The organism is Labilibaculum euxinicum (assembly GCF_963678175.1).
Lineage (GTDB): Bacteria > Bacteroidota > Bacteroidia > Bacteroidales > Marinifilaceae > Labilibaculum > Labilibaculum euxinus.
This window is the reverse complement of the sequence record NZ_OY782756.1, coordinates 1,405,008-1,418,412: the sequence shown is the minus strand read 5'-3', so window position 1 is coordinate 1,418,412 and position 13,405 is coordinate 1,405,008. Positions and strand designations below refer to the sequence as shown.

At 37.2% G+C, this 13,405-nt stretch carries 11 protein-coding genes; 6 read left to right on the top strand and 5 right to left on the bottom strand.

The genetic code is table 11. The annotated features are described in order from the left end of the window. Positions 1 to 101: 101 nt before the first annotated feature. Together uvrA and ACY0M5_RS06065 are read right to left on the bottom strand one after the other, a co-directional pair. Positions 102 to 2,963: an excinuclease ABC subunit UvrA gene (gene uvrA, locus ACY0M5_RS06070; RefSeq protein ID WP_461631136.1), complete on the bottom strand. Its 2,862-nt coding sequence runs from the start codon at positions 2,961 to 2,963 to the stop codon at positions 102 to 104. A gap of 31 nt (positions 2,964 to 2,994) precedes the next feature. Then, entirely contained in the window at positions 2,995 to 3,987 is a 993-nt protein-coding gene (locus ACY0M5_RS06065) for a lytic transglycosylase domain-containing protein (RefSeq protein ID WP_461631135.1), read from the bottom strand. A 255-nt stretch (positions 3,988 to 4,242) separates the two neighbouring features. On the opposite strand from ACY0M5_RS06065, the gene ACY0M5_RS06060 reads away from it, so the two are divergent. The 3 genes from ACY0M5_RS06060 (at position 4,243) to ACY0M5_RS06050 (ending at position 7,485) form a co-directional block, all read left to right on the top strand. After that, positions 4,243 to 4,989 carry a hypothetical protein gene (locus ACY0M5_RS06060; RefSeq protein ID WP_461631134.1) on the top strand — a complete coding sequence of 249 codons (747 nt, stop codon included), beginning with the start codon at positions 4,243 to 4,245 and terminating at the stop codon, positions 4,987 to 4,989. Positions 4,990 to 5,131: 142 nt separating this feature from the next. Beyond that, positions 5,132 to 6,310, top strand: coding sequence for a MalY/PatB family protein (locus ACY0M5_RS06055; protein WP_461631133.1), 1,179 nt, complete (start codon positions 5,132 to 5,134; stop codon positions 6,308 to 6,310). A gap of 269 nt (positions 6,311 to 6,579) precedes the next feature. After that, positions 6,580 to 7,485, top strand: a complete 906-nt coding sequence (locus ACY0M5_RS06050) for a DMT family transporter (RefSeq protein WP_461631132.1) — start codon at positions 6,580 to 6,582, stop codon at positions 7,483 to 7,485. On the opposite strand, the gene ACY0M5_RS06045 is transcribed toward ACY0M5_RS06050, so the two are convergent. Both ACY0M5_RS06045 and ACY0M5_RS06040 read right to left on the bottom strand, forming a co-directional pair. Continuing rightward, the gene (locus ACY0M5_RS06045; RefSeq protein ID WP_461631131.1) at positions 7,466 to 8,809 is read right to left on the bottom strand and encodes an energy transducer TonB; all 1,344 of its coding nucleotides are present in this window, start codon (positions 8,807 to 8,809) and stop codon (positions 7,466 to 7,468) included. The genes ACY0M5_RS06050 and ACY0M5_RS06045 overlap by 20 nt on opposite strands. After that, the gene (locus tag ACY0M5_RS06040) at positions 8,799 to 9,389 is read right to left on the bottom strand and encodes an RNA polymerase sigma factor (RefSeq protein WP_461631130.1); all 591 of its coding nucleotides are present in this window, start codon (positions 9,387 to 9,389) and stop codon (positions 8,799 to 8,801) included. The genes ACY0M5_RS06045 and ACY0M5_RS06040 overlap by 11 nt, the downstream gene beginning before the upstream one ends. Before the next feature lie 148 nt (positions 9,390 to 9,537). On the opposite strand from ACY0M5_RS06040, the gene ACY0M5_RS06035 reads away from it, so the two are divergent. Together ACY0M5_RS06035 and ACY0M5_RS06030 are read left to right on the top strand one after the other, a co-directional pair. Then, positions 9,538 to 11,385, top strand: a complete 1,848-nt coding sequence (locus tag ACY0M5_RS06035) for a vWA domain-containing protein (RefSeq protein WP_461631129.1) — start codon at positions 9,538 to 9,540, stop codon at positions 11,383 to 11,385. Between the two features lie 110 nt (positions 11,386 to 11,495). Further along, entirely contained in the window at positions 11,496 to 12,107 is a 612-nt protein-coding gene (locus tag ACY0M5_RS06030) for a DEAD/DEAH box helicase (RefSeq protein WP_461631128.1), read from the top strand. 42 nt (positions 12,108 to 12,149) lie between these two features. Here the strand turns inward: ACY0M5_RS06030 and ACY0M5_RS06025 are convergent, their stop codons facing one another. Next, a complete protein-coding gene (locus ACY0M5_RS06025) occupies positions 12,150 to 12,629 on the bottom strand; it encodes a Dps family protein (RefSeq protein WP_461631127.1) in 480 nt (159 codons plus the stop codon). Between the two features lie 233 nt (positions 12,630 to 12,862). Between ACY0M5_RS06025 and ACY0M5_RS06020 the strand changes: the two genes are divergently transcribed. Continuing rightward, positions 12,863 to 13,318 carry a hypothetical protein gene (locus ACY0M5_RS06020; protein ID WP_461631126.1) on the top strand — a complete coding sequence of 152 codons (456 nt, stop codon included), beginning with the start codon at positions 12,863 to 12,865 and terminating at the stop codon, positions 13,316 to 13,318. Positions 13,319 to 13,405: the final 87 nt, after the last annotated feature.

Genomic DNA, 13,405 nt, shown 5'->3' with positions numbered 1-13,405 from the left:
TCCAGTTAATTTTTGTTAAGCTTCACACAATCCCAATTTAATGAAAACAAAAGGATCTCTAGATGGAGATCCTTTTGTTTTCATTAAATTTCAATTGTAAATTATTTCATTTCATCTTTCAGAAACTGAGCGGTAAATGATTTCTTACATGCAAGCAAATCTTCAGGTGTGCCCTCAAACAAGATTTCGCCACCATTCCGCCCCCCTTCAACTCCAATATCAATTACGTGATCGGCAACTTTAATTACATCCATATTGTGCTCTATCACTACAACTGTATTTCCTTTATTCACCAATCGGTTCAACACTTCAAGCAAAACTCTCACATCTTCGAAATGCAAACCCGTGGTTGGCTCATCGAGAATGTACATGGTTTGCCCGGTATCTCTTTTGGCCAGCTCTGTTGCCAATTTCACTCTTTGCGACTCACCTCCCGAAAGGGTTGTAGATGGCTGTCCAAGAGTTATGTATCCCAATCCAACATCCTGAAGAACCTTCAGTTTCATTTGAATAGCAGGAATGTGTTCAAAAAATTCCACTGATTGATTAATGGTCATATCCAGAACATCACCAATCGATTTTCCTTTGTAACGCACCTCCAAAGTTTCCCTGTTGTAACGCTTTCCGTTGCACTCATCGCAATGCACGTAAACATCAGGAAGAAAATTCATTTCGATAGACCGAACCCCTGCCCCCTGACAGGTTTCACATCGGCCGCCTTTCACATTGAATGAGAATCGTCCGGCCTTGTATCCACGAATCTGCGACTCCGGCAATTTCTCGTATAACTTTCTGATATCACCAAATAAATTGGTGTACGTAGCCGGATTGGATCTTGGTGTGCGACCTAAAGGCGATTGATTCACCTCTACAACCTTGTCGATATTCTTTATCCCGCTAATTTTTTCGTATGGCAAAGGATCTGCAACCGACCGATAAAAATGCTGAGATAAAATTGGCTGCAGTGTTCCGTTTATCAAGCTTGACTTGCCACTTCCCGAAACACCGGTAACACAAATAAATTTACCCAAAGGCAAAGTAATATTTACATTTTTCAGATTATTCCCTGTACAACCTTTCAGGCTTATTGTTTTTCCATTCCCTTCCCGTCTGCTTTCAGGAATGATGATTTTCTTATCGCCATTTAAGTAGTGAGCAGTTAAACTATCACCTTTTAGTATATCAGCAGGTGTTCCGGCAACCACAACCTCTCCTCCATGCTTTCCTGCAAATGGTCCCATATCAACCACATAATCGGCCGATAGAATCATATCCTTATCGTGCTCAACAACAATTACCGAATTCCCCGAATCACGCAATTGCTGCAGTGAATAAATCAGTCGCTGATTGTCTCTTTGATGCAAACCGATACTTGGCTCATCGAGAATATAGAGCACATTAACCAGCTGAGAACCTATTTGGGTAGCAAGTCGAATGCGCTGCGATTCTCCACCCGAAAGAGTTACAGAACTTCTGTTGAGAGACAAATACTCCAAACCAACATCAATCAGAAAGCCTAAGCGCGACCGTATTTCCTTCAATATCTCCTGTGCTATTATTTGTTGCTTTTCATTTAAGTGTTGCTCCAAATCCTGAAACCATTCACTCAACAAGCCCAGATCCATCGTTGATACATCTGATATATTTTTATCATGGATTTTAAAATGAAGGGATTCTCTTTTTAGACGATTGCCATTACAGGATTCGCAAACTTTTGTGATGATAAATTGCTCGGCCCATTTTTTAGCTTTTTTCGATGTTACATTGCTTTCCTGATTTGAAATGTACTTAATCACACCATCGAAACTAAGAAAGTAATTGGAAGATGCGCCCAATGGTGTATTTTCCAATTTGAATGTTTCACTGGAACCATCCAAAATAATGCTTAGCGCCTCATCGGGTATTTCTTTTATAGGCGTATCCATCACGAAATGATATTTTCGGCCAATCGCTTCGAGCTGCCAAAATATCAATGAATTTTTATATTTTCCCAAAGGAACAATTCCACCTTCACGAATACTCAAATTCGCATCCGGAATAATCTTATCCATATCGATGGCATTTACCCGCCCCAGACCTTTACACTTGGGACAAGCTCCATGCGGAGAATTGAATGAAAAACTATGCGGTGCCGGAGTATTGTATGAAATTCCAGTGGTAGGACACATCAGCAAACGACTATAAAATCTTACCTCATCAGTATCCTTATCCAGAATCATGGTAATTCCCTTTCCATGTTTCATTGCGGTTTGCACAGATTCCTTTAAACGCTTATCACCAACTTCCTCAACCACCAACTTATCAATCAGAACTTCAATGTCATGATTTTTGTATCGATCGACTTTATAGCCATGGTACAGCTCAACAATTTCGCCATCAACACGCGCATAGAGAAATCCTTTACTCCTGATCTGCTCAAACAACTCTTTATAATGACCTTTGCGGCCTTTTACAATTGGAGCAAGAATTAATATTCTTTTATCGCTGAATTTTTCATGAATTAAATCAATAATCTGCTCATCAGTATACTTCACCATTTCCTCTCCCGTTTCGTAAGAATAGGCTATACCTGCTCTTGCATAAAGAAGTCGAAGAAAGTCATATAATTCGGTAATGGTTCCAACTGTGGAACGAGGATTTTTATTGGTCGTTTTTTGCTCAATGGAAATCACCGGGCTCAAACCAGTAATTTTATCTACATCCGGACGCTCCATTCCACCCAAAAACTGTCTGGCATAGGCCGAAAAAGTTTCTATGTATCTCCTCTGACCTTCGGCATAAATTGTATCGAAAGCCAACGAGGATTTTCCACTTCCGCTTAATCCTGTAATTACCGAAAGTTGATTCCTTGGGATGCTTACATCTATATTTTTGAGGTTATGAACACGGGCACCAAAAACCTCAATGCTTTCAGTTTCCAGGCGCTCTTCCCCATTTCTATTCTTGCTGTCTTTGATACTCAATTTACAATCTCCTTTTACACCCTTTAATTTGCTACTTTACTGCAACAGAATCTGAAGGACTTTTATATTCAGAAAATGCAAAATTAATATATCCTTTGGCAGGAAGTGTAATTTCGTACTCTTTTTTAGATAAATTTGTTAGATAAGCTTTTCGAAGCCAAGGGTTAAAATGCTTTAGTATCTTATAATTAACCCCGTTTTCCTTTGCAAAGACAGCAAAATCATCAACATTTCCCGAAACTTTCACTTTACGGGTTGGGATATTTGGATACAAATCGGATGTCCGGTATCTAAATCCAAATTCATCTGTATTCTCCATTATTCGTTTAATAGCCATAATACGAAATACATATCTACCTGTTTCTTCCCCTAAAAGCAAATCAAAATAATCCCCTGCATCCTGCAGCTGCAATTGTTTATCGATAAACCTTCTGCCCGCATTGTAGGATGCTGCAACCAAACTCCAGGTTCCATACTTATCATACGACTTCTTCAGATACTTACAGGCCGCGATGGTCGATTTTTCAACATTGTATCTCTCATCCACCTCTGTTTCAACCTCCAAACCATAATCTTTAGCTGTTCCCTTCATAAATTGCCATATCCCTACAGCACCTACCGGTGATTTTGCAGTAGGAACCAATCCGCTTTCTATCAATGCCAAATATTTAAAATCATCGGGTACCCCCTGCTCTTTCAGAATGGGTTCGATGATGGGAAAATAACGATTGGCTCTTTTAATGAAGAGAAGTGTTTGTGATTGCCAGTAGGTATTCACCAACAATTCTCTATCGAAAGATTCTTTCACATCCCACCTTTCCAGTGGTACATTTTCACCGGCAAAAGTCATTTTATCGGGTGTTTTTAAAGCATATACATTGTATTTACTCATGTATTCGCTTCCAATATGCTCTGTTGTTGGATCATCTATCTTCGAATAATTAAACAATTGAGCCGCCATGTAGATTCCTCCCAGAATAACGATAATAATGCAAGTATTTTTTAATGAAGTATATGTTGTCATGCCTGATTTTTTATTGGTTACCAAAAGTATAAGATTCTACTCGATTTCAATCAGAAATGTTCCGAAAAATCACCCATTTACGTCATCAAAAAACCGTCACTCATCAAGAATGATTCCAAATAGTTTGAATGTCCGATTTCTCCATTTTTTTCAGATAAAATGCAACAAATTCATTTCGAATCCGTTATATAACAGATAAGCTATTGCATCACAACACGTAAGGCTATTACGAACCTTTTTCCAAAATCAAATAGAATGAAAAACTACCTTTTTATTCTCTCTTCCTTTTTGGCCGGCATATTCTTTGTTGCATGTGATGGTGAAACTACAATCGATTTTCCTACTGATATCATTCAGGACTCCAGAGTTTCTGACTCAACTTTTCAAATTCTTTTGGACGATGCCAAACTTCTTTGTTTAAACCTGTACTTAAATGAAGAAACCCGGGAATTAAACAATATCGAAATTGATGAATCGCATGTAGCACCAGTCATATCAGCTCTTCAAATGGTCTTTTTAGATTCTTTACTGCAATCGGCTTATGAAATCAGAGAATATCAGATTCATACTCTTTGCCCCGTTCAACTGCACGAAGGCATACTAAGCTCCGACACTATAAATACTAATATCAATTCCTGGTACCGTAATGGCTATTCAGATCACAGGCAACTGGATGATTACATCTACGAATACAACATCAGTCTTGATTCCCTTGGAAACAATCAATACAAATATCGATCAGAAACCGGGATTAATCATTTGGCATTGGCCTCTGAACTGAAGAAAATCCCTTTCATACTTTCTGCGAAATCAACCTTATGCATAGGCGATGGATCTCAAATTGAAATTATAGATTACACTTCCGATTTCATTCACCTGATTTACAGCTATGGCTGGGGCGATTGTCCTGCGGGATGCTCTAAGAGGCATTATTGGGAAATTGGTGTGTACGGATCAGGTATTGTTGTGTTACTTGCAGAATCAGGCAGTAAATTACCGTAAAAAATACTCCGACCACACTTTTACATTTATTCAAAAGAAAACAATACCCGGAACGATTTCTTTGTCATCAAAAATCTTACTCCTGAAAGTCTTTTTTTAGTTGAGCCTTTTTTCTAAATTCACTCCTCTTAAAAAAGAAAATATGCGTTACAATTTTGATGAAATTATTGATAGAAAAAATACAGACTGCTTAAAGTACGATAAACTTGATGCATTCTTTGGAAAAAAAGATCTTCTTCCCCTATGGGTAGCCGATATGGATTTTAAAGTTCCACCCTGCATTTCAGATGCCATAATTAAAAGAGCCAATCATGAGATTTACGGCTACTCGTTTCGCAGCGATGATTGTATTGGAAGTATTCAAACATGGCTTCAAACCAGACACAACTGGTCTGTTCGTAAAAAATGGATATCAACTAGTCCGGGTGTGGTTACCGGTTTGTCGCTTTTGCTGATGAGCTTGACCAACGAAGGTGATAAAATAGCTGTTCAACCTCCGGTTTACCATCCTTTCTATCATGTTGTAAATGACACCAAACGAGAGCTGGTTTACAATCCTTTGATAAGAACAGAGACGGGTTACGAAATGGATTTTAATCAGCTGGAAGAATTGGCGAAACAGGGATTAAAAGCATTGATCCTATGTAATCCGCACAATCCTGTTGGCAGAGTGTGGACCAAAAAAGAATTGCTTCAACTTGGAGATCTTGCCAAAACTTATGATTTCTTTATTATTTCTGATGAAATTCATCAGGATTTAATTTTTGAAGGATACAAACACATTCCGCTGGCTTCGCTGTCCGAGGATTTAAACCAAAGAACAGTTACCTGTATTGCGCCTTCGAAAACTTTTAATGTTGCAGGTCTGGCAAGTTCTGTAATTATTATTGCGAATCCTGAATTTCGAAAAAAATACAAGAGAATGGTATCGGCTCTGCATTTGGATTTGGGAAATTTATTTGGACACGTTGCGATGCAGGCGGGTTACGAGGAAGGTGCCGAATGGCTGGATGAGTTAATGGTCTACTTAAAAGGCAATGTTGATTTTCTAAGAAAGTATCTGCAGGAATACATCCCCGAGATAAAACTGGTTGAACCCGGGGCAACTTATTTGCTTTGGCTGGATTACCGGTCGCTGGGAATTTCGACCAAAGACCTGCATGATTTGTTGATTAACAAAGCAGGATTGGCTGTGAACGACGGCACTAAATTTGGCTCCGAAGGAGAAGGATATCTGCGCATAAATATTGGTTGTCCCCGATCTGTAGTAGAGGAAGCTCTGAATAAAATAAAGTTGACTGTAAACCAATTAAAAAAATAATTCTCGTTTAAGGGTTACCTTTTACCAAAAAACGGAATAAAGAGGTGATTAAGTTACTACCACAATGTCTTACAAAATTAAACGACGATCAATTGTTGGTTTTTGCGCAAAACCTCAATCTGTTTTTTACACACAAACCCCCGATCAACTGCTATCGGGGGTTTATTTTTAAAGAATTAGTTTTTTTCCTCTCATTTTATATTAGCCATCCCAACTACTTGTTATATGACTAATTTCTAGTATTTTTGGCATCCTAAAAACACTACACTATGCACTGGAACAAAGCTTGGTTTCAATTCTTAATTTTACTGTTGCTCGCCTTTATTTGGGGATCTTCTTTTATTCTGATGAAAATTGGATTGAAAAGTTTTAGCAGCGAACAGGCAGCAGGAATACGTATGCTTTTGGCCTCGCTGGTGCTTTTGCCTTATTCAATCAAGAATTTAAAGTTTCTGAAAAAGAAGGATTTAAAAAGTCTTTTGATTGCTGGCTTTATTGGAAGTTTTATCCCGGCTTTTCTGTTTACCAAGGCACAAACTCAAATTGACAGTGCATTAGCTGGCATGTTGAATTCTCTTACTCCAATATTCACATTAGCCATTGGAATACTTCTTCACAAAACAAAATTCAAATGGCTGCAGGTTATCGGTCTGGTGATCGGACTAATTGGTGCTTTGGGTTTAATCACTTCAGGTAAGGAGTTAGCTTTGGGAAATGTGAACAGCTATGCCTTACTAATTGTTCTCGCAACCGTATTTTACGGAATCAATATCAACGAAATTAAATCGAAATTATCTCATTTAACGGGTATTCAGATTACCTCTTTGGCTTTCTTTTTTACCGGTCCTGCAGCATTAATCTATCTGGCAACAACAGATTTCGAACCTGTTCTTCAGTCACCAAACTGGCCGGTTCATTTTCTTGCATTGGCGGCTTTAGGAATAATTGGAACTGCTCTTGCCATGCTGTTAATGAATAGCTTAATCAGATACAGCTCTGCAATTTACGCCTCATCAGTAACCTACATCATTCCTATCTTTGCTATTTTCTGGGGTGTTATTGATGGCGAAACCATTACTATTCTGCATCTGACATGTATGGCATGTATTCTTTTAGGTGTTTATCTTACCAACAAAAGGAAAAAAGTACAAACCTCTACTCAAAATGCAATTTAAGTACCATTCTCACTTTTGAAGAAACAGGAATTCCTCTCGATTTGGCAGGCTCCCAGTTTTCTCCGCTACGGAGTAAGTTTTCAATTTCAGAAACCAATACAGAATCCGGTTTGTCTTTAAAAACAATTTCATCAACAGTACCCGAAGCGGTAATAATGAATGACAATTTCAGCTTATAAGCTCCATGCAAATGTTCAAATTTGGAGTAATCCAATTTTTCAATCAGTACCTTTTTAAAATTCGATATTGATGCTGAATTCGCCGGCCTTGCCTTCTCCCATGAATTGTTTGAATTTTCCCGTTGATCTCCATCCGAACCATATGCAACCACAACAACCTCATCCATTGAAACTTCATCTGATTCCAATATCACCAGTAATGTTGAATCGGCCTGAGCATTTATTTCTTTCTGCTCGTAACCAATAAATGAAGCAGTCAGTTTGTAAGTTTTATTTGTATCATTGGCATTAATCTGAAATTGACCATCCATATTTGTGACAACACCTTCTCCTGTCTCTTTACTAAAAATCTGCACTCCTGGAATTGGCACTTCATCCTCATCTAAAACCACTCCGTTTATCATCCTATTGATATCTTTCTTTGAACTATCTGCGTGAAACGCAAGCGGTTCTTCCTGTTTTTTTTGTTTAGAGACTTCAAGTCCAGCCACTTTCCCTGACAAGGCTTTTTCTATTTCAAGTGTGCTTTCTAAATCAGCATCAGCACTTTTGGTGATTCTATTTACCGACATTTTTTTATTCGCAACAGGTGCTTCAGAAAGAATCTCCGGTTTAGAGAAAGTTTCAATCTCCTCATCAACTTCCTCATCCTCAACTTCAGCAAATTCTTGTACTTCAGAATCCCCGCTGTCCGAAAACTCAAGTTCTGAATCTTCCTTAAGTGTATCAATAATATCCAGCAATTCAGATTTCTTTGCAGGGAGTTCAGGCTGAACAACAGGAACTTCTGCTTTTTTTACTTCACTTTCCATCTGACTACCAATCATCTCATTCTGAACTGAATATTGATTTAAATACATCAGAACAGAACCTAAACCGATCAAAATTACAATGCTGGCCGCATAAGGAAACCAAATCGGAATTCTTCTTTTTCTTTCCTGCGTTCTTGCGTGTATTTTATTTTTTAATTCTGCAAAATCCTGCTCAAGCTCCTGACTGCTTATTTTCGACAAGCCATCAAAAGCCTCACTATCAAAAGCATCCTGCATCATCTTTTTCTCGAACGCATGTTTCTCCTTCTTCTCCAGTTTATTACTGAAGTAGTCTATAAAGTTTCGATATGTCAATCTACTTTTAAACCTCATGCTTCGATTCTATCTGTTCCAAACAAATTTTCAGGTTTCGCTTTCCGTTCTGAATATAGCTTTTTACCTTTTTCTCAGGAAACTCCAGTTCTTCCGAAATCTCTCTGTATCCCTTTTCCTGATAATAAAACAACACCACACATTGCCTTTGTTCCAATTTTAAGCGTTCAATGCAATGTTTCAGATTATCTTCCAAAGAACTATTTGTCATCTCATCTATAGGATGCAAAAATTCGGCAGATTCCATATTTTGATCAGCAGAAAATTTCTCGAATCTGTTTCGATGTGATTTTTCCTTTCGAATTTCCATTAAACAGAAATTCTTTGTCACAACAAACAACCAGCTCTTAAAATTCTGTATCTCAAATTTAGGGATTTCAACAATAAGACGTTCAAAAATTTGATTTACTGCATCTTTCGCCAATTCCCGATCGCTAAAATGTTTTAATGCTACACCATATACCAAGTGCATGTACCGCTCAAAAAGTTGTCCAAGCACATCCAGATCGCCTTGCTTCCTATACTCTTGAAGCAACTGCAGATCTTCTTTACTTTCCGGATTTTTTTTGAGTCGAAACATTAAAAATATTCACTTGATAAACAATTCATTCACTACCGCGAGTTAACAAAAAAGAAAAAAAGATGAAAACTTTTTATGGAATTTGTTTTCCGATTGCATCCTACAGGTAAATAAGCAAAAAATAAGTATTCATTAAAAAAAGATAGCCATGAGAACAAAAGCAATTCTAATCACACTTATCAGCCTGTTTCTGATAGGAAATTTATCTGCGAAAAGCATAAGCGGAACTGTAAGCGATGAATCGAATGTCCCAATGCCAGGTGTTAGTATAATAATTAAAGGAACAGGTATTGGTTCTGTTACTAATATTGAAGGAAAGTACGCGATAGAAGCCAATGAAAATGACATATTAATTTTTGGATTTATTGGGATGATTGCACAGGAAATTAAGGTGAAGCAACAAAGTATCATTAATGTAATCCTAAAGGCAGAAGACATTAGCCTGGATGAAGTGGTTGTATGCGCTTATGGAATAAGTAAACAACAAGCAATTACGGGAAGTGCTGCCGGAGCGCGTGTAAAAGGCAGGAAATTCAAAAAGCGCAATCCTGTACTATTAGAAATGATGGATTGCGAAATGGAAGAAGACTTTAATACAGAAGGCTACTCTGCCATTCATGAAAATGGATACAAACAAGCAGTTAAAAATCCACTCTCTACTTTCTCGATTGATGTTGATGCTGCTTCGTACAGTAATGTTCGTCGATTTTTAACAGAAGGAACCAAACCGCCAATTGATGCCGTTCGAATTGAAGAAATGGTGAATTATTTTAATTACGACTATACGCAACCCAATGACGAGCATCCTTTTTCTATCACAAACGAAGTGGCTGAATGTCCGTGGAACTCAGAAAATTTATTGCTGCACATTGGTTTACAAGGCAAAAAAATTGAAACCGAAAATCTACCGGCATCCAATCTGGTATTTCTTCTTGACGTTTCAGGTTCGATGGATTCTCCAAACAAATTACCATTGCTAAAAAAAGCATTTAAGCTTTTGGTCGGTCAGCTTAGGGAAGATGACAGAGTTGCAATAGTTGTTTATGCCGGAAATTCAGGATTGGTTCTTCCCTCTACTTCAGGAGCAAGAAAAGAAGATATCTTAAATGCACTTAACCGCTTAAATGCAGGTGGTTATACTGCCGGAGCATCGGGACTAAAACAAGCATACAAAGCAGCAAGTGAAAATTTTATTGAAGGAGGAAACAATCGTATTATTTTAGCTACTGATGGTGATTTTAATATTGGTCAATCGAGTAATGCTGAAATGGAGCGATTGATTGAAAAAGAACGTGAAAAAGGAATTTTCATTTCTGTTTTAGGCTTTGGCATGGGAAATTACAAAGATGATAAAATGGAAATTATTGCCGATAAAGGAAATGGCAACTATGCCTACATTGACAATCTTTTGGAAGCAAAAAAAGTATTGGTGAATGAATTTGGCGGTACTTTATTCACCATTGCCAAAGATGTAAAAATCCAGATTGAATTCAATCCTGCTGTTGTGGCAGAATACAGATTGGTAGGATACGAAAACAGAATGTTGGCTAGTGAGGATTTTGAAGATGATACAAAAGATGCCGGAGAATTGGGATCTGGTCACAGCGTAACGGCTCTTTACGAGATCAAGTTAATGAAGAACAAGAAAAAACAAGATCAGGAATTAAAATATCAGAACACAAGTTTAAACGCCAATGCATATACGGGAAACGAACTGGCCACAGTAAAATTCCGCTACAAAAAACCAGATGGTAAAAAGAGTCTGTTATTGGAAAAAATAATTTCCAATACACGAATTGACAGGCGGGAACTATCCAATAACTTCAAATTCTCAGCTTCTGTTGCCGGTTTCGGACTTCTGTTAAGAGATTCAAAATTTAAGGGAAACTGTTCTTACGGTATGCTGATTGATCTGGCTCAACAATCAAAGGGCGAAGATAAAGAAGGCTACCGAAGTGAATTTATCCAATTAATGAAACTTGCCAAGCAATTATAGAACCGAAAAGAGGCATCCCGCGTGCCTCTTTCTTTCAAATATCACTATAAAGTTTCTAATGATGGGATATTTAGTAATTTTGCATTGAATACAAAAAATACAATCACCCAATGTTTTTAAAAAAATTAGATCCAAAGCTTTTAGAAGCTATTGAAGAATATGGTTTTGAAACTCCAACAGAAGTTCAAAAGAGTTGCATCTCAAAAATAAAAAGCGGTGTTGATCTATTTGTTAAAGCTCCTGATGAATCCGGGAAAACCCATACTATAATTATTGGTATTATTCAGCAGCTTAAAGCTGAGTTTGAGGATGTACCCAGAGCCATTGTTGTTGTTTCGGATAGAGAGAAAGCAATTCAACTGAAAGAACAGTTTCTGGCACTAAGTCACAATACCAGCCTGAGGATATTTAGTGAAGGTGATGCGGGGAATTTACACAACCTGCGTGATAAAATTTATGCCGGTTCGGATATTGTTATTGCAACAGCAAGAAAATTCAATGAATTGTACTCGTTTAGCGGAATCAATCTAAGCAATTTAAAGATAGTTGCCATTGATGATGCTGAGATGATTATTAAAGAACAAATTGTTTCGGATATTAATCGCCTATCTGATAATCTTCCCAAATCACAACGAATTGTATTTACCAATAAAATCACCAATAAAATGGAAGATTACATGGGAAACTACATGTATTCTCCTATTGTTCTGGATTTTGAATAAAATATAAAAAGTGCCTCCAATAATAATTGGAGGCATTTTATTTTAGCGCAAATATGCTTTAAACATCCAGTTTAGCTTCTCAAAATAAGAAACGTAGGCTGGCAGAATATCTAAAGTTCCTTCATCCTCATTTTCATTTGCCTGAATTAATACTTCTTTTACTTTCCCGATTAAAATATCGTGCGACTGAATAATTTGTTTCACCATATCGGTACCTGAACAATTTGAGTTGGCTTCCTGAATGGTTGAAATGGCAACGTAATCGGAAAAATTTCCCAAAGGATGACCTTCCAATGTTAATACCCGCTCTGCAATTTCATCCACTTTATCGCTGGCATCAACATACAACTCTTCAAATTTGGCGTGCAGCTCAAAAAAATCGTTTCCCCCTACATTCCAATGAAAATTGCGTAAATTCTGATAATACAATTGATAATTGGCCAACAATATTTGCAATTGCTCTACTTCTCTTTCTTTTGCATTTAATTCTGCTACTTCCAGGTTACTTTTACTGTTTTTCATGTTTTCTTATTTTTAGTTTATTAATATTATTTCTAATTCTCTGATACAAATATCACATCATTCAGATTATTAAAGATCATATATCAATAAGAAAAACTTATTAATTAAATTACTGCTCCCAAATCAATATTCGGAGCCGGGTTTTCACCCTGAAAAAAATAAGGATAAAACAGAAGTAGGGTAAATTGGTATCAATTACGGTTATATAGTAATTAAACTAAATAACCAAAAAGATGATTCACAACAAACTCGATAAACTATTTGGGCAAGCGGGATCGATACTTGGTTGGATGATCATGCTTGTGGGAATTTATTCATCCATCCTCCCTCTCACGCTATTATTAGTTCTAATCGGATCGTTTATGGCATTTTCCTACTCTGTAATCTATCTGGACAAGGACGATGAAAAATACAAATTCTACTACGCCTACTTTGGGCTATTTAAATCGGGCTCGTGGAGAAGTTTAAAAAATATTGACCGTGTTGCCGGAATCTCATCTATTATTCTGCGAGATTCCTATATTCCCGAACAAAAAGAAACGAATTTGAAGACAGATGATTGCTTTGTAGTTTTATTTCTGAAAAACCGCAATCGAAGAATTCCTTTTAAAAGATGTAAAGATTTATTGGAAGCCAAACTGGAAGCTCAAAAAATAGGTCAGCTATTAAATCTAAATGTTATTCATTAGCCTAACATAACTCCTTGTCACTACAAACAAATCACAAACCAAAAAAGAACCTCAGTTTTGAGGTTCTTTTACTATAAATTTATTTTG